We start from the raw sequence: 26,431 nt of genomic DNA, 5'->3' as shown, positions 1-26,431 counted from the left end.
TCATCTGCGGCTTCTTTAATCAGAAGCGCATTCAAGATGACGTGCTACTTGGAAATACCCATCGCATTCTAGAAAGGAGTCTTGAACTCACTTGAGCGTATTATCAGATGGGATTGGATATGAAAGCCTACGCTTTTATGGTCCCTTTCAGCCACTACACATCGAACAACTTCAAATAACACGCGCCATTAACGATCATGCCTATTTACATATCAGTGGCACGCTCTCCGAAGAACAGGGAGCCGCTTGTATCGGTCAAAATATGGAGCAAGAGCCGATTGTGATTCGTCAGTTGAATGATCAGGGACAATCGCTGAGAAGGCTATTCCATGGAATTGTTACACGTATGTCCGTACACTGTGTACGAGGCGTATATACGTTTGAACTAGAGGCCGCTTCCCATTCGTACCAGATGGATATTAAGCTTAAAAGACGCTCCTATCAAGATATTCACCGCACCTATGATGATCTGGTCACTGCGCTGGTTCGAAAATATCAGTACGGAGATGCCATTGATACGGTAAGCAACTATGCCAAACTGGAGGCATTTGTTTTACAATATGAGGAGACTGATTGGGCGTTTTTAAAACGTCTCGCTTCTCGCTTTGGTTCCGTCCTTGTGCCAGAGGTAACCGCAGCCTCGCCCAAGGTTTTCTTCGGAATGCCGGAAGGCAAACAGCATAAGGTGGAGCGGGATGTATTTTATCGAGTACGAAAAACGTTTCATGAGCTGGATACGGAAAAGCCGGGAGAACGTGCTAGCTCGTATGTCACCTATATGATCGAAAGCCTACAATACTATGCGCTGGGCGACCTCATCACGTTACCCATTGGACAAGGCAAAGAACTGGTAGTGGTTCGAGCCGTGACCACACTAACAGATGGCTTGCTGCGCACCCGTTACGATCTTCAAGCCGAACAGGATATCCGCTATGCTCGGTATGAAAACGATCAGGCCACCGGGATTTCGCTGACAGGAACGGTGCTGAAGGTACAACAGGATTTCGTACAGCTTCAACTGGACATCGACCCGAAGCAAGATCCTGCCAAAGCCTGCTGGTTTCCGGTAGCCACCCGTTATGTCGCCGAAGAACATAGTGGCTGGTACGATATGCCTGAAATCGGGGAACAGGTGGAATTGTATCTGCCTACCCACCGCGAACAAGATGCCTATGTCACGGATTCACTGCGACAACAACGCCACACCAATGGACAGCCGAATGTGAAGGTATGGCAACATGTGCAAGGAAGCGGCATAGAAATGTCTGAGCATGAGCTGACCCTATCCACCTCCGGTGAATTTTCCATTACACTGCATGAAAGTAGCGGTATTACCATCGACAGTCCGGGGAATGTACAGATTCAAGGTGGTCACGTGAAGCTCGATGCAGGCGAGGAACTTTCACTCGAAGCTGGAACGGCGATGTATCTAAAAGGCGGAGCCAGCAGCATGGTACTGGATGGTGAGACGGATACCAAAGCTCCAGTGATATATCAGGAAGGTACGGTGAAGGCTCCTGTTTTCGTAGCCGACCTCCCTCCTGTGCCTGAACCGCCATTAATGAGCATCAAAGCATACGAGGCAGCGCAAGCTCCATCGACAGCTAAGACATCATCAAGCAGCACTCCTACCGCCAAAGTAACAAGTCCGGCTGCACTTCAACAGGCCAACTCTTTGTTGGGTACGGTGTCCAAGCTATTAGGCTCCATTCCAGTGATGGGAAAAGTGGCTGGCGTTGTTGCGGGGGCTTTAGGTGGGCCTGCGGCGGGTGTCATTCTAAAAGCAACCGCAATGATCCCCGTTCGGAGCAAAGGAACAAGTCACGCTGGAGGTAGTGCTCCTAAAGGTGGTTTGCATCCATTGAAGCATCTGGCTAGTTTAGCACTCCAAGGGCTAATAAGCCAATACGAGCATGAGCGGGCTAAGGAAGCCTATTATAGCAAGTGGATTTTGGGGAAAGTGTTTACGAGTGCACGTCATATAGCGCATTCTGGTGGCCCATTAGAACTGGTTCAAAACCTGCTGAAAGAGTCAAATGCCATGGCTCAAGCGTATCAGCAAGTTCCTAAAAACATTCAGAAGAAATGGCTCCGAGATTATGAGGAAAAACAACGCCTTCAAGCAGCACAAACGCAGAAACATGAGAATCCAAAACTTGCATTATGGAGAGAAAGAAAAACTAGTGAATATACTTCATATTGGAATCAAACTGATTATTTTACAGCCAACTGGTGGCAGGATGAAAATAAGCTAAAACAAGCAGAGCAAGCACTGCGTACTGAAATTACAATGCAGCGCAAACTATCACTGTATGATATTAAAGATCCTAATAAATTGGCCGCCATCCAGCGTATCGTCAATGCAAAAAGAACACACGTATGGGATGAAGGAACTCTCAATGCCATTGAAGATGGTTTGGTAGCGATGGGTGTGGACTCTACAAATGCTATTGAGTTGGACAAAGAGAAAATGGATGCACTCATTACTCGATACAATCAAGGCTTTATTGGACAAAAATCTGGAGATTACATGGAAAGGACAGGCTTAAGCGATTTAGTCGAAGAAACGACTTATGGGATTGTAGCAGCCCGTATCGGTATGGGGAGTGCGGGAAGTTCTCCTGCTAGGTCCAGCCAGCCACCTATTGCAGAGAATCCGCCTGCAAAACCCAATCCAAAAGGTGGTCCAGGTGTAAACAGGCCTATTGATGAGTTCAATGATTCGGCGATTTATAACGGGGCAAATTCAAGTAGACCTAAAGAAACACCTAAACTACCGAATTCGGGTAAACCTCCTGAGAGTACTGGTAAAGGTCCAAGCAAATATTTAGATAAACCTGCTGATGAAAATGGAACACTAAATATTGGGGCACGAGGTAAACCTACAGAAGGCGCATATAATATTGATATAGACCCCAAGGCTCCTGGTGTTCATTATGGAGATGCAACAAAATTAACTAATATTAAGACAGGGAGTCAGAGTAAAATCATTATTGAAAACCCATATGGCTATGACCCATTGAACCCTGAAGTAATAAGAGGGTTATCAAGAGACGGGGAAATTATAATTACTGGGTCGCGCTCTAATATGAACAAGCTGGTTAGAACATTAGAGGATAAAGGGTTGAAGGTAAAGGGTGAAAGACGAGAAATACCAAATGATGGCAGCTATTTAACTACAGATGGGGAAAATATTAAATCACCAATGCTAGATCAGTATACCTTTATAAGAAAGTGAGGTTATAGTGGATGATACTTACTCTTGATATAAGTAATGAAGAATTTGATGGAATTATAGATGGTGATGGAGAATTTACACCGACTATTTTTTTGAATTTTCCAAGTGATATCAGAGGAATATATGAATTTGAACTCATAAATACAGTGATAGATATTTATAATTTTAAAGATCAAACACAAAATCTGGGACTTCCTGTAAAAGATGATTCACTTTTTGTATTTGGAAAAATGAAAGTTCGAATTGAGGGGGTCAAGGGAGCAGATTTCAAACTAATTGAAGGTAACCTCCTTGCAGGACGTGAGCAATATTACAGTTGGCCCTATACAATTGATAGCGGTGATATTGTATGTAAATGCGGGGGGAAGTTATCTTTCCTAGAGGATTGCTACGTAGCATTAATGATTGTTACTGAAAGTAAGCCTAAAATAACATTAACATTTAATATTGAGGAGACAGTTCCTTTTGATTTCATGAATAGCAGTAGCATAGAGCAAGCAAATTTAAAAAAAGTAGAGTCTAAACATATGAAATCTCATGGAAAGTTGTTTGATTTCGATTTTTTTCAAGAGTATTTTGGATCTGGGAGAAGAGCTATTAAGAGTGAGTAGTTCAAATGTTAAATAAAAGGATCATCTAATGGCTTATTCTATCTGAAACGATGAGGAGGAATGAGCCTTTTTTCCACACAAAAAAATAATTTTTCATCCCTCCCTATCATTAGCCGACCAAAAGAATAAATTTAAAAATTAAGATGACTTTTAATCTAAGCCTGAGAGGAAGAAATATGTGATTGAAAAAATTATACACCTAATAACAAACGCGTCTTTAGATAAAGATGATCGTGTTATAGTATCTGCTCTAAAGTTATTAAAAAATGATTGCAATTTAGAAGGATTAGAGGGTGACTATTTTGCTCAACTTGTTAGTATGATTCCTCTGGTTAAAGAACAGAGTACAAAGGCACTTTTAATCGAAACAATTGTGGAATCTCCAGAATTCGTTAGCGACGATACGATACTGGACGAATATGTGAAACTTATATCAGTAGGTGCTACTAACGTTCAGGAAGCTGCAAGATGTTTAGGTGCATTTACCGCCTCCGGCTCTACAAACAATCAGATATTCTTACAATTGGTCAATAAATTAAATAATGAATTTGCCGTTGAAATACTAGTTTCAATGGGACGTTCTAATTGGGGAGAAATCCCTCATTACCTAGAAACATTTGCCCAAGAGGTTCAAAAAGCACAAAGGATAAGATATCGTTCAGGAATAATTGCAGCCTTTTTATTAATTGTTCATCCTCTGTGTTCAGAATACGCTCATGTCAGTTCGTTATCTTTTGGATATCCATTTACTGAAGCGGCTGTGAATGATTGGGCGTGGGTAACTCCAAAAAATACAGAAAATATAGTACAAAGGAAAATAGTAACCTCAAAGGAAGCTGAGGTATTGGTGAAATTAGGGGGCTTATTACGAAATAATATGGACTTGAATTCAAATGAAATTGCAAAGCTCTACACCGAGTTTTTTGAAGATAAGAACCCATTTGATGTTATTTACACTTTACCAAAATAAAAAACATAACGTTCAAGAAGTCGCGAGAGAGTTGTTTGGTATCGGCCTTAGTTTTCTCTAGGGAAATTGAAAAAACATCCTCGCTTCAATTGATTGGATCATCTTAAACTGATAAAGTTCATGTCCTATAACTATGCAAGAAATCGTAGAACACGCCCCTATCTTTCCCCTAAAATAATGACTTCGATCCCTCCCCATCTAAAGGCGTTTGACTTGAAAAAGAAAATGTTCGAAGAATACAACACTGGGGAAAGATGGGCGTCAAAGCAGATAAGTAACGTTCATATTGATATTGTTCAATAGGAGGATAATTAAATGCTTATAATAAAAGCTTTAACAAAGATGTATGAGGATTGGGGTGAAGATATAGACGACTTCTATATTACTTATAATGTTGATATCGGACCCAGTGAAATAAATGGAGCATCAGACATGTTTTCATTTGAACTAATAAGTCCTAAAAGGTTAGCTAGGATGACAGGTCAAGGTGATATTATTATCGGGCATGGTCATTTTATAGCACGGGACTTTAATGAAAATATACTTGAAGCAACATTAAACCGTATCATTAATAAATGCGTAGATGATGATATTAATAAGGCATACAAAAACCTATCTGCATATTTTCGTTGGGAGATGGACGAATAATTAACAATATCCCTGGAAACCAGAATTATATTTAGATAAGGCTAATTCTCTATTAGAAAAATTAAGTTAAAAATGGGGATCTGGCTGAATTGTAAATACACAGTTAGCCCTATAATAGATTTTACAAAATGTTGTCGTGATCACAATCACGGTTTAGACTGTAAATTTAAGTTAAAATACAAACAATTTAAATTATGTTTTACCTAAAACCAAAAATACCGTGATGGATCACAAAGAAAAAACAAGGAAGTGTACAAAGATGAAAAGAACTGATTTACCTCTTGTCTATTCATGTTCTGGATGTTCCTCCGCAGCACAAACCGCTAACATGATCGCTATACAAATGGATCGAGAAAAAGTCGCTGAAATGTCCTGCATTGCTGGTGTTGGTGGTGATGTCAAACCCCTTGTCAGAACAGCAAAATCAGGACGTGACATCATTGCAATTGATGGCTGTCCCTTGTCCTGTTGCAAGAGTTACATAGCAAGGCATCAAGTCCAACCCAAACACCATTTCACGCTGTTTGACTTTGACGTACCTAAAACGCCTGCTGGCATAAACAAAAAGCAAAAAGATGAACGACTTCGTTTTGAAGACGTTCATCTTTATTTTCATATAGAGATTTTCTCAAAATAAGTTGGGTCATGTATTATAATTTTTTTACCTGAAACTGTAATAATATTATCTTTCTTTAACTGATTTAACACACCGCTAACTGTTTCTCGAGACGTTCCGGATATTTTAGAAATTCCGATTGTTGTCAGTGGACACGAAATGACAATCTCTTCACCGTTTTGTTCCCCTAAATCCTGCCTTAAATAATTAAGTGACTGAATTACCCGATCTTGTGCATTGGGGATTGTAATATATTGTATGCGATGTTCATGAAGTTTTAAGATTAAAGAAAACTGCTGAACAACAAATAATAATTGTTTTTGATTGGCTTTCAACATATCCTCAAAAATCGCCGTAGGCATATAATACACATCCACATCTGTCAGTGCTTCTGCCGAGTAATTATATCTTTTATCTGTAAACATACCGCCATAAGGAAAAATTGAATATTGTTTTACATAGTCCTCATATAATAAATTTCCACTTTGATTTACCCGCTCTAACTTTACAAAGCCATCTAACATAAGGTAAATTCGTTCCCTTAAGTCCCCTTCTAAAAATAAAAATTGACCCTTCTTATAAGTTCGCCAATAGACAAACTCTCTTAAGATTTTTAATTTTTTTTCTGATAAATCAGCAAATAAGCTAAACTGTTTTAAATTTTCCACGACATTCCTTTTATTCATAAATACACCTCTCTTGTTTCATAATAGAAATAATATGAATTTTATCATTTATCCTATGTACTGAGCAATTTAGCTCTCCATAAACTATAAATGATCAATGAAACAAGCAGGCCGAATTCGGGAGCAAAAACCAGCCCAAACTCGACCATATTGTTTAAAGAGCAGTATTTTTTAATGTTATTTATACATGCACAGATCCCTCTTGTTTAGAAATAACCGTGCCTGTTTTTCCTTCTAATGCTTCATATACCTTCTCTAAAGAAGTAATAATGGCTTTTCGTTCTGAATTTGTATTAACAAAATGAATAGCAGCTTCAATTTTGGGAAGCATACTTCCGGCTGCAAAATGTTGTTCCTTTATATATCCTTCTAATTCATCAACGGTTACAAACTCTAACCTTTTTTGATTTGGCTTATTAAAATTCACATATACAAAATCAACTGCAGTTAAAATGACAAGCGTATCGGCACCTACTAATTCAGCTAATTTCTGAGCGGCGAAATCTTTATCAATAACCGCTTCAGTCCCTGTTAATCCTTCTTTAGAATGAATTACCGGAATTCCGCCACCTCCAACAGCAATGACGATATTCCCATCCTTTACCAAAGAATCAACCACTTTATATTCAAGAATGCTTACAGGTGTTGGTGACGGTACAACTCGTCTCCACCCTCTTCCTGCATCTTCTTTAAATACCACTTTTGTTTCCTTCATGACCTTTCTTGCTTCGTCCTCTGTATAAAAAGGCCCGATTGGTTTGGTGGGATTATTAAATGCCTCATCTTTTTCATCGACGACCACTCTTGTTACGATTGTTACCACATCTTTATTTATATCCCGTTTTCTCAGTACTTTTGCAATCGCATTTCCCATCCAATAGCCAATCATTCCTTGACTCATCGCACCACAAGTATCCAACGGCATGGCGGGGGTTTTTTCTGATTCCGCCGCTTTTTGCTGTAATAAAATATTTCCTACTTGCGGACCATTCCCATGGACAATTACGATATCAACATCATTTTCTATTATTTTTACAAGTTGTTCCGCTGTTTTTTCTAATGCTTCTTGTTGTGCCTGTGCTGTAGCGTCCATGGATTGTATCGCGTTTCCGCCTAGTGCCACTACAATTTTTCTGCGTGCCATACTTCAACCCTCCAATTGTTTTTATTCCCAAAAAACTTAAATCGCAAAATTCCCCGTAACTAATTCATAGATTGTGAATACTGCCAAAGCAGCAATAACAACAGATAATATCAGTTCCACCTGAGTAAATACTTGCTTTGGATTATTTTGCTTTTGCAGCTTATAATAGATAAAAATGCCCGGTGCATATAAGGTCATTGCTAATAACAAGTAATTTAACCCAGCCGCATAAACTAACCAAATCCCATAAATACTTGCAACGGTCCCAATGACTATATTGATAGTTCGGCCTTTTTCGTTTGATCGCAAGCTATACTTCAATTGATAAAATGCTGAAAACACATAAGGAACTAAAATAGCGGAGGATGCTAGAGAAAACGCAAAATTATACGCTTTATCCGAAATAATGAAGGTTAATAAAAAAAGTTGAATTAAACCATTTGTAATCCATAATGAATTTACAGGAGCTTTATTTTTATTCTCTTTCGCAAACCACTTTGGAAATGTACCATCTTTACCGGCTAAATATGGAATTTCAGATGCAAGTAAAGTCCACCCGAGCCAAGCGCCTGAGGCGGAAACAACCAAACCCAGGTTAATAAATGCAGCTCCCCATTTTCCAACAACACTTTCAAATAAATAGGCCATAGCTGGATTTTTTAAATTAGCAATATCCGCTTGCTGCATAAGCCCGAGAGATAATAATGTAATCAATACGTAAACAATAAGTGTTCCTATCAATCCAATGACTGTCGCTTTCCCGACATCACTTTTATTTTTTGCACGGCCAGATAGAACAACAGCCCCTTCAACACCAGTAAACACCCAGACAGTTACAAGCATTGTGCTTTTAACTTGACTGCCTACCGCCCCCCAATTAAAAGTACCGCCTTGTCCCCAAAATCCGTCTACGAATACATGGAGTTGAAAAGCAAAGATTCCCACAATAATAAATACAAACACTGGTACTAATTTTGCGATTGTAGTTACTAGATTTATAAGCGCTGCCGATTGTACGCCTCGTAAAATCAGCAGATGAACACACCAGAGCAAGATGCTCGCACCAATAATGGATGCTATATTTTGCCCCCCATCAAAAATTGAAAAAAAATAGCCTAATGAACTAAACAGTAAAGTTGCGTAAGCTACATTCCCAAGCCATGCGGCTACCCAATATCCCCACGCGCTATTAAACCCCATAAAATTTCCAAATCCAGCTTTTGCGTAACTAAAAATACCACCATCCAAATCCGGTCTTTTTTTAGTTAAATTCTGAAAGGATAATCCAAGTGCAATCATTCCGATTCCTGTGATAATCCACCCAATAATAATAGCTCCGGCGCCAGCTTCTTTGGACATATCACTTGCCAAGTTAAACGCTCCCCCCCCTATCATTGAACCGACAACAAGAGCTGTTAAAGTAAATAATCCTAATTTTTTTTCTTCACCCACTACACTCACCTCTCTCTATTTGATAGAGTTAAGGAACAGAGAGAGAAAGAAGGAAGATTAATTCCTTCTTTACTCCATATTTCCTAAAGTAGCTGCTAAAACCGCTTTAATTGTATGCATTCTATTTTCAGCTTGATCGAATACTTTTGAATGCTTGCTGCGGAATACCTCATCGGTTACTTCCATTTCTCTCAATCCATATTTATCGTAAATTTCTTTTCCGTACGTTGTTTCCAGATCATGAAATGCAGGTAAACAATGTAAAAAAACAACATCATCGTTCCCAGTTTCCTTAATCATTTGCATATTTACTTGATAAGGTGAAAGCAGTTCAATACGTTCAGCAAATTTATCTTCTTCCCCCATAGATACCCAAACATCTGTGTAGATTACATCTGCGCCCGCAACAGCCTCTTCAATACTACTGGTTACCATTACCTGGTCACTAAATTTTTTGGCCAAATAAATGACTTCTTGTCCCGGCCATAATGATTTTGGCGCACAAATCCGAACTTCCATTCCAACGATTGAACCACCAATTAATAAGCTATTAGCAACATTGTTTCGGCCATCGCCAACATAAACGAGCTTCACATTTCGCAAGTGCCCTATATGTTCTTGGATGGTTAATAAATCCGCGAGCGTTTGGGTTGGATGCCACATATCCGTTAGACCGTTCCACACCGGTACACCCGAATGCTCAGCTAAAGATTCCACTGTTTTATGAGCAAAGCCGCGGAACTCAATTCCGTCAAACATGCGGCCCAACACTTTCGCAGTGTCTTCTACGGATTCTTTTTTACCGAGCTGAATATCACCTTTACCCAAATACTCGGGGTGCGCGCCTAAATCTGTACAAGCTACTGTAAATGCGCACCGTGTACGAGTAGAAGTTTTTTCAAATAAAAGAGCTATATTTTTTCCTTCCAAATAACGATGGGGAATGCCGTTTTTCTTTTTCTCTTTTAAATCTGCTGCTAAATTGAGGAAATATAACAATTCCTCTTCTGTAAAATCGATCTCCGCAAGAAAACTTCTGCCTTTTAAGCTTGAATTAGTTTTTCCCATATTTATCCCTGCTTTCTCCGTAATTTAAATATCTTTTCGAACGATTGGCATACTCATACAACGTGGACCCCCACGGCCACGGGATAATTCCGAGCTCAATATTTCAATGACCTCGATACCGTGTTCACGCAATAAAGCATTTGATACATAGTTACGGTCATACGTAACAACGACTCCTGGCGCAATGGCTAATGTATTGGATCCGTCATTCCATTGTTCACGAGCAGAGGCTATTGCATCTCCTCCGCCACAAGGAATAAGAACCAAATCCTTTAAGCCCAAAATCTCTTTTAGAGATTCCATTAAAGAGGTGTGATGGGTAATATTAAGCGTTTCTTCATCCGGGCCTTTCTCTAAAACATAAATATTCATATTTCCTTGCGGTCCTTGTATCGCTGGATGAATTGTAAATTTATCATAATCAACCATCGTAAATACGGTATCTAAATGCATAAATGCCCGGCATTTTGGAATCTCAATGGCTAGTACTCGCTTGAACTTTTCTTGACGGCTAAATAGATTTAGGGCTAAACGTTCAATAGCTTTAGCTGAAGTACGGGCAGATACACCAATGGCAATGGTTTCTTCATTTAAAATGAGCTCATCACCACCTTCGATTGGAAATTCATAATTGCGATCCAGCCAAACCGGTACATTATGACTGGTAAATCTCGGATGATGTTTAATAACGTACTCCATAAACAAGGATTCACGTCTTCGTGCAGTTTCTCTCATTTTATTAATCGTTAACCCATCACCAATAACAGCTGCAGGATCGCGGGTAAAATATAAATTTGGCATTGGAACCAAATAAAATGGAGAATGATCTTGCATAAATTCATGTAATTGCATACTCTTACCCGTTTCAATTTCGTTTTTTCGTACACCACTCATTATTTTTTGAACTAAATCTTCATTGGAGAAGGAAAATAAATATTCTTTTAAAATTTGATGTGAAATATTTCCTTCAGCCCTTCCTTCTTCTAACATTTGGTCAACAAATTCTTCTCTCCGTTTTTTATCCACTAATGCCTCGGCTGCGAGTTTTTCCAAATAAAGAACTTCAATTCCCCGATTGCGTAATGTTTGGGCAAAATAGTCATGTTCTTTTTGAATCACCGGCAAAAAGGGAATATCGTCAAATAATAACGGTTGTAAAAAATCCGGTGTTAAGTTTTCCAATTCTTGTCCCGGACGTTTTAATAAAACCGTTTGTAATTCCCCAATTTCCGAAGCAACATGCAATGGATGCTTCATTGGTCGTACCTCCTTTTTAATCTTTGATGTATACAAATGCATCATAAATGGTTCATGCTTTCCGCCTCGTGCAAACGCCAACATTTTTGTTGAGAAATATTTCACGTTTTTATTTTTAAAATAATAAAAAAATGTATTTTTATAATAGATTTTGTCAGTTTATCTACGAAACCTATTTCATATTACGTATATATGATGAATATCTGGACTGTAACTGCTGATCTAAAAAAATACATTATCAACTTGCAGCCTATGTAGAATGTAAGCGTATCCACAAGAAAAAGAGCGAAGGAACGCCCGCAAGGTAGCTGTGATGTTTGATCCAACAAGATACATCACGGCTACAGCATGCTCAAATTCGGGCATCCTACGCTCTTTAATTACTAAACTCAAGTAACCTCGTATTCTCACTTGACAATCTACTAGCTATTTTATCTAAAAATTAAATTAAGTCTTTCTTTTAAAATCTTTCGATCTGATAGAGTTTGGGAAATGACAAGGCAGGTATCATTCCCACATACACATCCTACCATTTCTCTCCAATTTGAATTATCTAATAAAACACCGATAACATTTGCATTGCCAGGCAACGTTTTTATAATCGTCAATTGATCGATATAATCAATCTTTACAACAACTTCTTTTAACTTCTTCTTTAACTTCAAATCAGTTTGCAAAGGCATTTCTGAGGAAACATTATAGATCATAAATCCTTTCGGAGAAGCTATTTTTATTAATTTCAACTCACGGATATCCCGTGAAATCGTAGCTTGCGTTACTATTATATCTTGTTCTGCCAACAATTCTACTAACTTCTCTTGTGTTTCTATTTCATATTCGCTTACCAATTGCTTAATTAATCGTTGTCTTTTTTCTCTTTTCATAGAAAGACACTCCTTTTTTATATTATAGCTTTATCATATCTTGCTCTAATTTTCTATTATTTTCTATAAAGAGGGATATAAGTATACTCTCGGAGCAAAGAGATGGCGCAGAACTTATTTTCATTGATAACACTGAAACGAACGAAGAGGAGCTTCTCATTTCTGGAAGCTCCTCTTCTTGTATAAAAAGTTTAATGGTAGATTTTGAAAAAATGTTGTCGTGATCAATATCACGGTCTAACCTGTAAATTTAAGTTAAAATACAAACAATTTAAATTATGTTTTATCTAAAACCAAAAATACCGTGATGGATTACAAAGAAAAAACAGGGAAGTGTACAAAGATGAAAAGAACTGATTTACCTCTTGTCTATTCATGTTCTGGATGTTCCTCCGCAGCACAAACCGCTAACATGATTGCTATACAAATGGATCGAGAAAAAGTCGCTGAAATGTCCTGCATTGCTGGTGTTGGTGGTGATGTCAAACCACTTGTCAGAACAGCAAAATCGGGACGTGACATCATTGCAATTGACGGCTGTCCCTTGTCCTGTTGCAAGAGTTGCTTAGCAAGGCATGATGTTCAACCCAAAGACCATTTCCTGCTGTCTGACTTTGACGTACCCAAGATAATAGGAGAAGATCCTAACCCCGATCATTATAGAAATGCTTACACACAAATCTTAGAACAAATTGGACAATAATTCTTAGTCAAAATTAAGGTGTGTATCGAAAGATGGCTCTCCTTTATTTTAGCTCCTTCGAGGTGTTGGGATAGTATACAATAAAAGTTAGCTGGCTTTTATTATGTAACAATATCGTAAATTAGTTTTACTGGTGGCTCCTAATACATCTTTAAGGGCCACCAGAATTTCTATTACATCATTTCAGCAGGTAGTCACCTTTAACGTATTCTACCAAAAAAGCGATTACCTTTATTCTCCACTAAAGCTTTTAGCCCATTCAGCAACCCTACGACTACTTTCTTCTTCTGACAAATCCTCGATCCTGGTCATAATAGACCATCTTACTCCACAAGGATCCAATATACTTCCGAATCGATCACCTGAAACAAAGTTTGTAACTGGTTCCCTTACTTTTGCTCCTCTTGCTACCGCATTTTCAATGACCTGATCAACATTCACTACGTAAATTCCGAAAGAATAACACGCATTCTCTTCATCTGGCGGCAAGACCAATTGATATGTCGGATTCGCTGCTCCCAGCTGCAAAAAACCATTTCCAAAATCTAATTCAGCATGAACAATTATTTTATTGCCATTCTCATCAGGATATTCAGTAATATCCTTAACCCTTGCATTGAAAACTGTTTTATAGAACTCTATTGCTTCCGAAGGATTCTTCACTGTAATAAAAGGGGTAATAGATGTAAAGCCGTTGGGCATTCCATTCTTTGTATATTTACCTGACACTCCCACATATTCTCTGCTTTCAGTCATTTTGACTCCTCCTTTAAATGATCGTAACAGTTCAATTTTGTGCTTATACCTTTATTGGATTGAATTCATCAATTCATAGTAATATTTGGATGCGCGAGTCTTATTTAGACTATACCAGGCTTCTAATGTTTTAGAAGAAAACACACCCAGAGCTTTCAAAACGTGTACGGAAAATTCCAACGGAGCTGTTCCAGATGCAGTGATCAGTTTTCCATCCGTTACAGCAGACTCCGTTTTGTAATACTTTTCGCCCGTGTAGGTGGGACAGGTCATTTTGAGATATTCCAGGTCATTGCTTGTATGCCAACGTGAATTCAGCAATCCTGTCTGGGCAAGTCCCATGGTAGCACCACAAATCGCAGCAACCCATATACCTTCCTCTAAACACCTCTCAACAATTTTTAAGATGGGTTGGTGAATGGTTTCTGTCCATGTATTTCCACCGGGTAAAATCAATGTATCTGTGCTTTCAATGCTGCACTCATCCAGTGTGATGTCAGGCAGGATTTTCAATCCGCCCATTGTAGTTACAGGAGTCTTTTCCATTCCCACGGTAACTATTTTTGATGGGACCAGCCCCTTTTTATAATATCTCCCCGAGTTCAGTTCGGCAGTTAAGTAACCTATCTCCCAATCTGCCATGGTGTCAAACACATAAAGATATACTGTATTATTCATTTGCAAATTCTCCTTATTTTATAATTCACCGAGTGATACCAATCATCCTTCGGTAATCAATGATTATCCTCATTATAAAAAAGCTTCACTGACATCTGCTGTCAGTGAAGCTTTTAACGTTGATAATATTCCATTAACTCCGACGCAACAGCAACAAGCTTTTTCTTCAAACTCTGTGGTTCGATGACTTGAATGGACTTCCCGTAGGGTAGGAGTAAATAAGGGACATATGTATGAAGTGATTTTTCCTCAAGCAAAAAGATGGCTTGATTGGATGTCCGCTCTTTCAGATGATGCCCCAAAAACCAATGCAGACATAAGTCATCCAATGCCTCTGGCCTGCCTTCGATCATTAAAGAAATTAAACCGTCCTTGCCTACTAAATCAGGCAACAGATTTTGCACAAAAAATTCACGGGCCGAAAAAGCTTCGGAACGCTTAAATATGATTGGAGTACGCTTGATTTGTAGAATCCGATCTGCCCGAAAGCTACGTATCTCATTTCTTAGGTGACAAAATGCAACAGTGTACCATTTGTTGTTCCAGTAAACCATTCCATAGGGGTCTATCACCCTATTCTTGGGTTGTTCTTCATGGCTTGTGCGATAATCCATTTCTACAGAGAATTCGTTGGCTACAGCTTGCTCCAATTCCGCCAATATCGGCTGAAGAGAAGGGTCTCCCATGCGATTAATAACTTCAAATCCGGCTAAATGACGGCTAAGTATACTTTCCTGCTCTTGATTCGAATACATTTTCAATTTTGATGTTGCATTGTCTAATGCCTCACTCAAAGGGTATCCAGCCTCTTTTGCAAAAATAGCAGCATGAAGGAGTGCCTTTTTTTCTTCCATATCAAATAGTAGAGGCGCTCTTATAAAATTATTCAGCAAGCTATACCCGCCATTATGACCTGTGTCGGATATTATAGGCACTCCACTGGCACATAGTGCATCAATATATCGATAAACTGTCCTTATATTTATTTCTAACTTTTCGGATATTTGTTTTGCAGTCATTTTTACGCCCGAATTCAACATCCATAGAATGGCCAGCATATTATCGTTTTTTGGCATAACATAAACCCTCATCTTTCATTAAAGTTCAATCTTTTATAAATATCTTTTTATACTCTCTCTTACTACCTATTATATGCTTTTTTCCACCTTATACTTCCCTCTCATATCTTCTAATTCCAGATTTACACATAGTAAATACCACAATGAATGGTTCATTCTGTAAACTAACTCTCTCTTTTAACCGATAAATACATATGCTGGATTTATCAATAACCACATTACTAGCTGGGAATCTCATAATAACATTTACCAAAAACAACTATAGAAGGAGACACCTATGGAAAACATCGTGACGTACGGTCATATCGAAATCATGCCTTATGAGTTCGTCCGCCTTCATGAACTTAAAATCTTAAAAACAGTCAATGACCATGCCCGAATGATCTGTACAGGTATCATTTCGGAGAAAAAGCGAGAGCTGTACGTACGTGCTTCGGATGAAGAAACTCAGGTCAAAGCTTTTGTCACAGACCAAAATGGCAATCGACAGCCCCTTTTTCGAGGCATTGCCTTGGATGTGGAGGAAAAAGTCGTTCACGGGGTCCATTACCTGACCGTCGAAGCCATATCTCATACCTACGAGTTAGATATTAAGCGGCATCAACGCTCTTTCCAGAACCCCAAGCTCACCTATACGGGCCTGATCGAAAGTATTGTATCGGACTACTCCAAAGCCGAAGCCATGGATGTTGTGTCCCATAAGAAGCCCATCGGCACTTTTATCATGCAATATGATGAGACCGATTGGCAGTTTCTGAAACGGATGGCCTCCCACTTCTACTCTCCGCTCATTCCTGCGGTGGGCTATGGAGTGCCGAAGTTTTATTTTGGCCTGCCTATGGGACTCAGCAAAGGAGAAATTAAATCTACCAATTATAAGGTCACCAAACGGGTTGCGGATTTTCAAACAGCCTTAGAGAACCATATCCCTGGCGTACGTGATGCTGATTTTATCCAATATGAGGTCGAGACGGAGAAATTACTGGAACCTGGCTATGAAGTAACCTTTCAAGGTCATAAGTTGATCGTAGCTGAGGTGCTAACGGAGATGAAAGACGGGGTGCTGACCCATACCGCCAAGCTGTCACCACGAAGCGGCTTACGTCCAATTAAAGACTATAATCGCTCTATTATCGGAGCTTCCATTCATGGCAAGGTACTGAGCGTTCGTCGGGACAAAGTCCGCGCCCAGCTCGATATGGATGATCAGCAAGACCCGAACACGGATTACTGGTTTCCCTACTCTACCATTTATGCATCTGCGGATAACACGGGCTGGTATTGCATGCCTGAAGACGGAGACAGCATCCGCATCTATTTTCCCAGTTATAAGGAAGAAGAAGGGTACGCGATCAGCTCGGTTAAAAGAGAACCACAACCTTCCGGTGGAAAAGCTTCTGTTACTTCTGGACATGCCACAGCTTCTGCTTCGTCTGCTGGATCAAAGTCTTCTTCGGCACTGTCTGCGGCAGCTCCTGCGCCAGATCGAATGGCTGACCCTGCCATTAAGACGCTGCGAACCAAATACGGCAAAGAAATCATGCTCGCTCCGGATCAAATCGTTATTTCCGGGAATGGCATGTCTATTGTCATTAACGATAAAACAGGCATTGATATTGTAAGTGGAAAAAATGTGAGTATTAGCGCGGCTTCGGATATTGTTATGAGTTCCGGTAACATCCAGCTTTCCGCCGGAAAAATCGAGCTGTCTGGTAAAGGCAACACGATTACGCTGGATGACAAAACCACCTTCTCCGGCACGGAAATTAAGATGAACTAACGGAAGGTGAGAACTAGCAGATGGATAAACAAGCGGCGTTACACCATTTTAAAGAGCATCACTTTACACCTTTGCTGGACATTCAGTTGGACATGCTGGAAGCCATGTTTCATCGCTACCAAGCTCAACTAATCTTCGATTTCAAAGAATCGTTTAGGGATTTGTGTATACACATTTTGAGCATGCAGCAACAAGGTCAAAAAGATCCCATTGGATATATCCACTACTCGTTTTTGCGTACTCAGATGCTGGAGCAAACCTACCTGTATATGGTCGAGGCTTATTCTGCTGAATGGTACGAAGATGATTCCGATTGCAAATTAACCTATGACGCTTCATGGGCCTATGCACCGATGAGTACCATGTTGGAAACCTTGGAACAGGAACGAAAAATATATATGGGGACGATTACTTCTGTGGACGTTGAACGAATGATGCTGGAATCCGCTCCTTTTTTCCACCAGTTTGTGAACTCCCTCCTGCGCTTAGGGATGGCAGAAGTGGTTCAAATGCCTGAGTATCTCGCCATTCATAAAGCTGATCGTGTAGCTATACGAACGGGTGAGTACAAGGATATCAGCGAGAATCTATATGTCGAAGATCAGGAAGCACTTCTTGCAGATCATGTGAGAGAGCAATTGATACATTCCAGTGAAGAAGAACCCTATGTTTACGAAAACCTAAAGAGGCTCTCTCTTCCCCTCCTTCACCTAATGCAAAAGGATTTGCGCTATAACGATTTTAGCCACAGTGACTTACGGGAAAGCCAGTTTCACAGCTGCATATTGATCGGAAGCATCTGGCAACGAGCGAATCTGGCAGGAAGCAGCTTTCAGGGATGCCTCCTGACCGACACGGATTTTAGATTTAGCGATTTGAGAGGTGCTAACTTCAGCAGTGCCAGCGGACAGCCGCATCGGGAACATGGAGTTCGTGTGCCGGGGCTATGTGGACTTCGTTTTGAACACGCCAACCTGGATGGGGCCGATTTTACAGATGTACATTCGTTTGAACATGTGTGTTTTGAGGGGGCTACAATGCAAGGAACCCTTGTCCCGCGAAAGTACCAACAGCATTGGAAACTAAGCGAAGCACAGCGTCAATCTATTGTGTGGACGGAATAAGGAGGAATGTGTATGCGCCATTATTATGTGCTGGTCGATGATCATCGTATTTCCCGAAACATTAAACCGATGAATTTAGACCTTTTTAAAACGCCATTTGTTGGCATGCCTCCGGCTCAGGTTTTAGATATTCATGCGACAGAAGATGCCGAGTACACGGACTGGCTACCGTTTTCACCCTCACAACCGCTATTTTCCGATCCTATGAAACGGATTCTAGAACTATACAATACACAAGCTCGTTTTAAGCAGTTGTATATCGTGAACCGGGAACCCAGCCGTCAGGAGCTATATTGGATTCCATCTGTTACCTCCGTGGATGGTATTTCGGAACAGACTGAATTTTATCCGCATGATCAAACCCTGAAACGCCTTGTGCTGGATAGTCAAAAGGTGAATGGACACCATTTTTTCAGACTCTCCAACGTGAGGGAACCTTATTTCATCGTTAGCTTGGAGGCTGCTGAAAGTTTGCTTCGGCGGAGTTTGAGTGGTTTTCGGCTACAGAAGCTAGAACTCGTATAAGGAGGTTCAATCTTGACGGAGCATTGGGATGAATTTTTTTTGAAACTGCATCATCAACAAACGTTGAAAGAGCAACTAAGTACAGCGGAAAACGATGAAAGCTGGATGATGATATCTATTGAAGCAGCGATGGAGGGAATTTTGAAAGGCTCACTAACCCTACCGAATGAACAGGAAATTCGATTTCAAACCCTTTCTGTCTTTGAAAATCAACACACCCTTTCCCTGCCTGACTCTCTTATTCCAGAAGTTCGGGCTGGACAGACGGTAGATCCGTCGAAAAGCTTCGTTGTTCAGGACAAGCTGGGTGGAATCCTGTTAGGTCTGCACCAAAGCAGGCAAGAACTGGACCCCACGCAAATAGAAATCTATCAACAGCAGATGATTGAGCAAACGAGTCGCGCACAACCAAGTATGAAGCTCGTGGATGAAAAGGCTCTTTCTATTCATGATACCCTCATTGGTTGTTATGAAGCTATTTTTCTAGTTTCCCCCTCTCCCTATTATCAGATTGTCTTTGTGCGTTCCTGGCATGGCAAGGCTGTGATCGGAAGTTGCCAATTTAAGCTGGAGGATGCTCCCCTCTGGGTTCCCTTAACCTATGCCATGCTGCACACCGCAACATGGTCGGAGCTTTCTTGATTTTATACCTTTTATTCAAGGAGGTACTTGTATGTTTTTACCTTTACTTATTAAAGCTCTGGCTCAAGGTGCACTCAGCGGAGAACATTCTTATGTGGTGAGAGGAGCCAAGTTACAGTGCAGTCAAGGCACAGACCCTGGTGTGCTCAATATGATGTACAGCCACGGTGTTTTCATTAAAGATAAACCCGTTCTGAACGTGGACGATGCCATTTGTGGAGCCAATATTAGCAAAATCAATGCTTTTGGATTGTGTAAATTGAAGCAGGGTCTTCCCTGTGAACCGGAGATTGCGTTTGGGTCCAAGTGGACAGGCGGTAAGGAAGACGTATTGATTGAGGGGGCGCCTGCCCTACTCAACAATTCTACCTTAATGTGTAGCTGTCAAGGTGTACAAGAGGCGATATCCTCCTTTTTTGGTACAGACAGCACGGGATCAGGTGGTGGAGGTATCATCTCCATTACTGATGACGGACAGGATGGTTGATTTTATCAAGCAAGGAGATTAAGGATGAACATCGTAGCGAAAGACCGCTTTACCTATCAGCACTTACATGTCACTTGGCCCTATGGCAAGCTGCGTCTTCACAACGTCCATATGAGTCACGAGCTGGGAGAACATGCTAGACTGGTGATCACGGGTAGTCTAGAAGCCGATCAAGCAGACACAATCATTACCAAAGCAAGCAGTGACGACGAAGTTGAGCTATGGTATTCCGATGCCAAAGACCAGAAGCATCCCTTATTTATGGGACAACTGTACTGCGTAGATGTGGAGCACAGACATCAGGAGATTCTGTTAACTCTCGACGTCATTTCTCATAGTTTTAAACTAGATACGCAGCTCAAAAACCGCTCCTTTCAGCACATAAACCAGAAATATGTTGAAATCGTCGACGCAGTGCTGGCCGATTATAAGGGCTCGGATAAGATTGATGAAGCTTTTGAGAAAAAAGCGACAGGCCAGTTCATGATGCAGTATCAAGAGACCGATTGGACTTTTTTAAAACGGCTGGCTTCGCATGTGGGAGCCCTTCTCGTCCCAAATATCGTTTCACACCATGCACAAATTTGGATCGGTATTCCGCAAGCCAGACAGCATATTCATTTGAAAGAGGTTCCTTTTTCGTTGCAGCGCAAGATTGCCCCTTATCTGGATCAGGAGGCGAATGGCTGGAGATCTGCCCATATTGCAGACTATACTCGGTATACCTTTGAATGGGATCGAATGCTGCAATTGGGAGATGAAGTTGAACGCAATCACGAAACCTACGTCATCACCAAACGTGAAGGACAGTTGATTCGCGGCTTAATGACCTGGTCATATGAATGCGCACTGTCGCAAGGCTTGAAGGTTCCCAAAATATATAATCGAACGATCATTGGCGCCGCTATTGAAGGGAAAATACTAGATGTCAGCCGGAATCAGGTTCGATTGCATTTGGATATAGACGATCAGCAGAATCCCAAGGATGCCCAATGGTTCCCCTATTCTGCTGAAGGTAATCAGGTTTGGTATCTGATGCCGGAAAAAGGTGCGCAGGTGAAGCTGTATTTTCCAAGTGCTGACGAAGACGATGCGATGGTCATACAATCGGTCCGAACGAAACCATCCAGCGTTGCTGTCCCTTCATCTCACGCAGCTCAAGGTGCCGTGGTCGAATCGCCTGCAGTACGCCACCAGCGTAAAACAGCCGATCCCGGGGTCAAATCCTTTGCGAATCCGCAGGGAAAAGAAATTTCCTTAGGGAACTCCGAACTGTCGATGAGTGCTCAGGAAGGATCACTATACATCTCCATGAATACCCATAACGGTGTCAGCCTGAACAGCACCCAACGTGTACAAATTCAAGCCACAGGTAGTCTTAGTCTTTCGGCAGGTAGCATCCTGCTGCAAGGAACCAACGGCTTACACTTGAATACAACAACCGATACGTTGGATCTGGAGCAGGAAGTTAACAGCGTGAGTTCAGAAATCCAGCTTACAGCTTCCCTCCATCAATACTACCCAGAACCGGTTTTGTCTGACTTTGAGAAGCAAGTCGCTGAAAACGGAATCCAAAGTGTGCTCGGAGCACGCGTTAAGGAAAACGTAGGCGCCACGCTCAAGGGAGAATGGGATGCGGGTATAGAGTTTTTAAGCGGGGTATGGGACTCAGTTGTCGATATAGCAGATATGGGGACCATGGTAATGACTCCTATCGTTATGCCGGGAAATTACACTGGTAAAGGTTTTCTGGAGCGCAATGAGACGCTCGAGGGTATTAAGGGCGGTGCGAAGTTTGGCTGGAACTATATTGCCGATTCATTCCAAGGGAAAAAAACAAAGAAAGATGTGGTTCACGACCTTGAAACCGTGTGGGACGGCATAAAAAGCATACCCGATCCGATTGAGCGAAAATTGAATAATTTCTTCCCTAATCCATTGACCGATACCAAACAGGAAAGTTATGAGGCAGGATATGACAGTATTAAGGCCGTTGAACGTGGAGCCGACATTTATACAATTGTCAAAGGTGGAGCAAAATTAATTAGGAATCTAGGAAAGCTGGGCAAAGAAGAAGCCTCCTTATCTAAGGGGCTCAAGGAAGCTGAAGAAAAGAAAGCCAGTAAAGGAGGAACACCGGGGTTATTCGGAGATTCAGCAAAGGCCGACTCTGCTCTAGCCAAGGTCGGAGATGGAAAATTCAAAACGAATGCCATCCGTTTTCCAACCAATTTTGAATCCTTAGGGAGTTACTTGCAAAGTGTAGCAAGAAAGATGAACATCCGTATAACTAAAAGGTTACCCATTTTCGAAACTGCTGGAGGTCATTATCGGTTTCATGATCCTGGTCCTGACGTTCCGCATTCCAAAGGTTCCGGTGCAAAAATTTCGCCTGAGAGACAAAAACAGATTGATGCGTTAGAATCAGGAGAGTATACAGGTAAGAGCACTAAGGTGACGGGGAAAGGGGCTGATATTCCGCCTGCGTTCAAACAAACTGAATTCGCCAGTTCGTATGAAGCAAGAATTAGCCAAACCCCTGCGCCAGATAATCCAAAAATCGGTTTCGAAGGAGCACGCGGAGAATCTCAATGTACGTTAAAGCCACCACCAGATCCTCAAATAAAAAAGATATTAGATGAAGCTGGTATTGATGGTATACAATATAAAAATGCTGTTCCCGATCTTTCACCAGTGGCAAAAGCACAAGTAGAAATCGACTATATGCTTGGTGGAAAGAGGACTTATGGAGGGAAAGCTAGACGAGCTAACTTTATTCAATCAGACCAAAAACTAGCTGAACAATTAAATAATTCTCCTGAATCAGCACGCCAATTTGGGATGGAATCTGGTAAGATCAGTGCAAAAGATATAAAGACTTACCGAGAAAAAAACAAATTAACATGGCATGAATTAAATGACGTCAAAACAATGCAACTTGTACCAACAAAAATAAATAGTGCATTTGGGCACCTTGGCGGTGTAGGGGAGATCAACGCAGGAGCATTTGAACCTGGACAATTTGCCAATAAACAAAAGGAGATTTTAAAATGACAGTAAACGATCCAATCTTTGGTGAACTCGAATATAACTATAGTTGGGCTAAGGATACCACTATTCATTTTTTTGGAAGAGAAACTGAGATTGCATTGATGATAGATGGTGAAGAAGATGGCGAGTTTGATGAAGCTCAATATACGGCATATCAATCTTTAATGCAAAACTGGGAGCAATTGCAGCAAAGCTTCTTGCAACCAATTTTAGACTATTACCAACAAAAGCGACATGAACTTGGTTATGATACTGAACTTAATGAGAATTATCCCTTAGTTGAAACAACCGACCAACTTCTTGAAATGATTACTTTGGATGGAATTGTTGTTCCATATGCAGGTATTTATGAAGGTCGAGATATCGGGATACTTTTTGATTGTACATGGGATATAGAGAATGGATTGGGAATTCGTTTATTAAATGAAAAAGTAACTGAAGTAGGTTACCAGGATGTTGCGATTTGAATAATTGGAGAGGGGCAAACTGGGGCAGAATTAAACACTTAAACACACCATCATTTTCAATGTAACCTTTGTTTTATCTGAGGAAGTTTCGTGAATTGAGAGTTGAAATGTACACACGAAAGTGCTAAAAAAGAATATCCTATTTAACAATACACTGAACAGGTCATTATGGTTAGATACTACCATAATTGGCTTGTTTTTGTTATCGTCTTGGCACTAGTCCTGTTAGGTATTCATACTATCACTAAGCATAATGAGGAGGAATAAAAGAACACTGTGCAGACGCTTCAAAACATTAATTGGGGGGGTTAAATATTTTAAAAACACAGAAAGAAAATATAATATTTCCTCTTTCAGATAGCAATTTAATCATGCATGTGGAAGAGAATTTCGAATTTAAGTTTCCAAAGATTTTATTTTGAAGAACAATGGCGATATTCCAATAACTGGATTTTTTGAATTTAAATCTAATAGGTATGTAGTTGATCGTTTTCTTTGTTTATTGGAACAATCCAGGCGATCATGACAAGGAAATGTATGACACCAAGGTTGTTTTCAGTCAGTTAGACAAAAGAATACTTTCCGATAGAGACATAGCATCATAAAACTCAACTCTCTTGTAATTTGATTCATCAAATAGACTCACACAAAAATGCACCCCCTAGCATTCATCGGACAAACCAAAAGGTTTGTTCCCATGTATACACTAGGGGGTACCCTTCTAACCTAGGGAATTTGTTTTATCCCTTAACCGATCCTGCCGCAATCCCTTCCACAATCCGGTCACTCATGATGAGGAACACTAGCAAAATGGGCAAAATGCTGATCATCAACGTTGCTCCGATAGCTCCCCAGTCGGTCGTATATTGTCCAATAAAGTTCTGGACGCCTACGGTCAGTGTTTTGTTTTCGTCCGAGCTGATGAACGTATTGACGAAAATAAACTCATTCCAGTTATAGATCATGTTAATAATAGATGTCGTTGCCATGACCGGGGTAGTCATGGGCAGCACGATTCGGAAGAACATCCGGTTGACGGAGCAGCCGTCCATAACGGCCGCTTCTTCCACTTCACGGGGCAAGGCGTAATAGAAGCCCAGCAAGATCATCATCGTTGTCGGCAGATTAAAAGCAACATACGACAGGATGATGGAGAGTGAAGTGTCTGTTAAATGCAGTTTGAGAAACATACTGAACAACGGAATCAGGGTGGAATGGACTGGAATCATGAGTCCGACCATAAATAGCCCGAGAACCAGCTGACTTCCTTTCCACCGCATACGCGTAATGGCAAACGTTACAAAGCTGGCTAGCAGCACCGTCAGCGCCACGGATATGACCGTAATCCACACACTATTGAAAAAATACCGCCCGATATTGCCGCTGGTCCACACATTCATATAGTTCTCCCAATGCGGTTGGGACGGGAGTGCAAACGGCGGAAGGTTAAACACTTCCTGATTATTTTTAAGTGAGAACAGCATCAGCCACACCAGCGGTAAAAGCTGCGTCACCGCCAAGATGATTAAAATGATATACAAAGCGGCATAACCGACCCGAGTTAACATTTTGCCGCGGGTAGCGACTCCAAGCGGATAGTTGGCGGCTGCCTGGGTTTTCATATCCGATCCTCCCTCTTCCTGTCCTTTGTTACCCTCATCTATTAGCAAGACTGCATTATGAATACTGGATGGTGTCACTAGTAGCCGTAACCTTACGGATCAGCCACGTAGCGATTAGACAGATGAGCAGCAGGGCAAAGGCTGTAGCACTGCCGTATCCAAAATCAAAACTGCGGAATGCCTGGTGGTACATGTAAGAGGCCATCACTTCACTGGCTCCATTCGGTCCACCGTCCGTCATGACGTAGATGAGATCAAAATATTTGAGCGAGCCGACAATGGACAATATGATCGTAACGTTAATCACCTCGCGCAGCAGGGGCAATTTGATACGAGTCGCAATCTGCCAGGCACTGGCCCCGTCGATCCGGGCAGCCTCCATCAGCGTTTCGGGAATATTTTTCAGCCCGGCATAGTAGATCAGGATATAAAAGCCTGCATATTGCCAAATAATCGGAATGAACAAGGCAAACAGCACCAAGGACGGATTAGCTAACCATTCAGGCGGATTGTGGACTCCGACCGACGCCAGTATGGAATTGAACACTCCGTTCGTTGGATGATACATTTTGAGCCACAGCTGTGCGATCGCTACAGATGACAACAGCATGGGAATCAGATAAATTTTCCGCAGCAGATTCGCTCCCTTGATTTTCCCTGACAAAATCATCGCAATGACCAGATAACCGATCAGACTAATGCCTGAAAACAAGGCCAACAGCAGCGAATGCCAGGCACTTTGCCAGAATGCACTGTCTGTGAGCAAATGTTGATAATTGTCCAGCCCGACGAAAGTCATAGGGCCAATTCCATTCCACTGATTCAGGCCGTAATAGCCGGTTAGTACTATGGGTACATATATTACGGCGAATAACAGCAGCAGAGAAGGCAATACATATAGAGCAATGACAAGCTTATTGGACATGACCTTTTCCACGGTTGG

At 41.0% G+C, this 26,431-nt stretch carries 24 protein-coding genes and 1 pseudogene; 14 read left to right on the top strand and 11 right to left on the bottom strand.

Features of this window, described 5'->3' with window-relative positions:
* The first annotated feature begins 91 nt into the window (after positions 1-91).
* The 5 genes from C1T21_RS28135 to C1T21_RS19680 all read left to right on the top strand — a co-directional run bounded on the left by C1T21_RS28135 (position 92) and on the right by C1T21_RS19680 (position 6,104).
* Positions 92-3,238 carry a contractile injection system protein, VgrG/Pvc8 family gene (locus C1T21_RS28135; protein ID WP_258012555.1) on the top strand — a complete coding sequence of 1,049 codons (3,147 nt, stop codon included), beginning with the start codon at positions 92-94 and terminating at the stop codon, positions 3,236-3,238.
* An 11-nt stretch (positions 3,239-3,249) separates the two neighbouring features.
* Positions 3,250-3,849 (top strand): hypothetical protein, encoded by a 600-nt coding sequence (locus tag C1T21_RS19695; protein ID WP_103049439.1) that lies wholly within the window; start codon positions 3,250-3,252, stop codon positions 3,847-3,849.
* Between the two features lie 178 nt (positions 3,850-4,027).
* Positions 4,028-4,819 carry a hypothetical protein gene (locus C1T21_RS19690; RefSeq protein WP_103049438.1) on the top strand — a complete coding sequence of 264 codons (792 nt, stop codon included), beginning with the start codon at positions 4,028-4,030 and terminating at the stop codon, positions 4,817-4,819.
* Positions 4,820-5,134: 315 nt separating this feature from the next.
* A complete protein-coding gene (locus C1T21_RS19685) occupies positions 5,135-5,467 on the top strand; it encodes an Imm8 family immunity protein (RefSeq protein WP_103049437.1) in 333 nt (110 codons plus the stop codon).
* 259 nt (positions 5,468-5,726) lie between these two features.
* Positions 5,727-6,104, top strand: a complete 378-nt coding sequence (locus C1T21_RS19680; protein WP_258012554.1) for a putative zinc-binding protein — start codon at positions 5,727-5,729, stop codon at positions 6,102-6,104.
* On the opposite strand, the gene C1T21_RS19675 is transcribed toward C1T21_RS19680, so the two are convergent.
* From C1T21_RS19675 to argR, 6 genes are all read right to left on the bottom strand, one after another.
* Positions 6,080-6,769 carry a Crp/Fnr family transcriptional regulator gene (locus tag C1T21_RS19675; RefSeq protein ID WP_103049436.1) on the bottom strand — a complete coding sequence of 230 codons (690 nt, stop codon included), beginning with the start codon at positions 6,767-6,769 and terminating at the stop codon, positions 6,080-6,082. The genes C1T21_RS19680 and C1T21_RS19675 overlap by 25 nt on opposite strands.
* Before the next feature lie 181 nt (positions 6,770-6,950).
* A complete protein-coding gene (arcC, locus tag C1T21_RS19670; RefSeq protein WP_103049435.1) occupies positions 6,951-7,913 on the bottom strand; it encodes a carbamate kinase in 963 nt (320 codons plus the stop codon).
* 36 nt (positions 7,914-7,949) lie between these two features.
* Positions 7,950-9,365, bottom strand: a complete 1,416-nt coding sequence (arcD, locus tag C1T21_RS19665) for an arginine-ornithine antiporter (RefSeq protein WP_103049434.1) — start codon at positions 9,363-9,365, stop codon at positions 7,950-7,952.
* A 69-nt stretch (positions 9,366-9,434) separates the two neighbouring features.
* Positions 9,435-10,433, bottom strand: a complete 999-nt coding sequence (gene argF / locus C1T21_RS19660; protein WP_103049433.1) for an ornithine carbamoyltransferase — start codon at positions 10,431-10,433, stop codon at positions 9,435-9,437.
* Between the two features lie 24 nt (positions 10,434-10,457).
* Entirely contained in the window at positions 10,458-11,690 is a 1,233-nt protein-coding gene (arcA, locus tag C1T21_RS19655; protein ID WP_103049432.1) for an arginine deiminase, read from the bottom strand.
* 431 nt (positions 11,691-12,121) lie between these two features.
* Positions 12,122-12,574, bottom strand: a complete 453-nt coding sequence (gene argR / locus C1T21_RS19650; RefSeq protein ID WP_103049431.1) for an arginine repressor — start codon at positions 12,572-12,574, stop codon at positions 12,122-12,124.
* A 343-nt stretch (positions 12,575-12,917) separates the two neighbouring features.
* On the opposite strand from argR, the gene C1T21_RS19645 reads away from it, so the two are divergent.
* The gene (locus C1T21_RS19645) at positions 12,918-13,277 is read left to right on the top strand and encodes a putative zinc-binding protein (RefSeq protein ID WP_103049430.1); all 360 of its coding nucleotides are present in this window, start codon (positions 12,918-12,920) and stop codon (positions 13,275-13,277) included.
* Between the two features lie 231 nt (positions 13,278-13,508).
* On the opposite strand, the gene C1T21_RS19640 is transcribed toward C1T21_RS19645, so the two are convergent.
* From C1T21_RS19640 to C1T21_RS19630, 3 genes are all read right to left on the bottom strand, one after another.
* Entirely contained in the window at positions 13,509-14,033 is a 525-nt protein-coding gene (locus C1T21_RS19640) for a VOC family protein (RefSeq protein WP_103049429.1), read from the bottom strand.
* Between the two features lie 51 nt (positions 14,034-14,084).
* Positions 14,085-14,711 (bottom strand): type 1 glutamine amidotransferase family protein, encoded by a 627-nt coding sequence (locus C1T21_RS19635; RefSeq protein ID WP_103049428.1) that lies wholly within the window; start codon positions 14,709-14,711, stop codon positions 14,085-14,087.
* Between the two features lie 113 nt (positions 14,712-14,824).
* Complete coding sequence (locus C1T21_RS19630; RefSeq protein WP_103049427.1) at positions 14,825-15,787, bottom strand: helix-turn-helix transcriptional regulator; 963 nt, start codon at positions 15,785-15,787, stop codon at positions 14,825-14,827.
* A 280-nt stretch (positions 15,788-16,067) separates the two neighbouring features.
* Here C1T21_RS19630 and C1T21_RS19625 point away from each other — a divergent pair, with 280 nt between their 5' ends.
* The 8 genes and pseudogenes from C1T21_RS19625 to C1T21_RS19595 all read left to right on the top strand — a co-directional run bounded on the left by C1T21_RS19625 (position 16,068) and on the right by C1T21_RS19595 (position 23,866).
* On the top strand, positions 16,068-17,570 hold the full coding sequence (locus C1T21_RS19625) for a hypothetical protein (RefSeq protein ID WP_103049426.1): 1,503 nt from the start codon (positions 16,068-16,070) through the stop codon (positions 17,568-17,570).
* Positions 17,571-17,590: 20 nt separating this feature from the next.
* A complete protein-coding gene (locus C1T21_RS19620; protein WP_103049425.1) occupies positions 17,591-18,694 on the top strand; it encodes a pentapeptide repeat-containing protein in 1,104 nt (367 codons plus the stop codon).
* 12 nt (positions 18,695-18,706) lie between these two features.
* On the top strand, positions 18,707-19,219 hold the full coding sequence (locus C1T21_RS19615) for an imm11 family protein (RefSeq protein ID WP_103049424.1): 513 nt from the start codon (positions 18,707-18,709) through the stop codon (positions 19,217-19,219).
* Positions 19,220-19,231: 12 nt separating this feature from the next.
* Complete coding sequence (locus C1T21_RS19610) at positions 19,232-19,861, top strand: hypothetical protein (RefSeq protein ID WP_103049423.1); 630 nt, start codon at positions 19,232-19,234, stop codon at positions 19,859-19,861.
* Between the two features lie 31 nt (positions 19,862-19,892).
* Positions 19,893-20,348, top strand: a complete 456-nt coding sequence (locus tag C1T21_RS19605) for a DUF4280 domain-containing protein (protein ID WP_103049422.1) — start codon at positions 19,893-19,895, stop codon at positions 20,346-20,348.
* 24 nt (positions 20,349-20,372) lie between these two features.
* Positions 20,373-20,885, top strand: a pseudogene (locus C1T21_RS28355) (contractile injection system protein, VgrG/Pvc8 family); the annotation flags it as partial.
* 1,872 nt (positions 20,886-22,757) lie between these two features.
* Positions 22,758-23,402: an HNH endonuclease gene (locus C1T21_RS27435; protein ID WP_258012588.1), complete on the top strand. Its 645-nt coding sequence runs from the start codon at positions 22,758-22,760 to the stop codon at positions 23,400-23,402.
* Positions 23,399-23,866 (top strand): DUF6985 domain-containing protein, encoded by a 468-nt coding sequence (locus C1T21_RS19595; protein ID WP_103049420.1) that lies wholly within the window; start codon positions 23,399-23,401, stop codon positions 23,864-23,866. The genes C1T21_RS27435 and C1T21_RS19595 overlap by 4 nt, the downstream gene beginning before the upstream one ends.
* A 740-nt stretch (positions 23,867-24,606) precedes the next feature.
* Here the strand turns inward: C1T21_RS19595 and C1T21_RS19585 are convergent.
* The gene (locus tag C1T21_RS19585) at positions 24,607-25,488 is read right to left on the bottom strand and encodes a carbohydrate ABC transporter permease (protein ID WP_013311404.1); all 882 of its coding nucleotides are present in this window, start codon (positions 25,486-25,488) and stop codon (positions 24,607-24,609) included.
* A 55-nt stretch (positions 25,489-25,543) separates the two neighbouring features.
* Positions 25,544-26,425 carry a carbohydrate ABC transporter permease gene (locus tag C1T21_RS19580; RefSeq protein ID WP_103049419.1) on the bottom strand — a complete coding sequence of 294 codons (882 nt, stop codon included), beginning with the start codon at positions 26,423-26,425 and terminating at the stop codon, positions 25,544-25,546.
* Positions 26,426-26,431 lie beyond the last annotated feature (6 nt).

Origin of the sequence: Paenibacillus sp. F4 (genome assembly GCF_002894905.1) — a bacterium.
GTDB classification, from domain to species: domain Bacteria; phylum Bacillota; class Bacilli; order Paenibacillales; family Paenibacillaceae; genus Paenibacillus; species Paenibacillus polymyxa_B.
The sequence above is the reverse complement of the archived record's forward strand: the minus strand, read 5'-3'. Positions and strand labels throughout refer to the sequence as shown.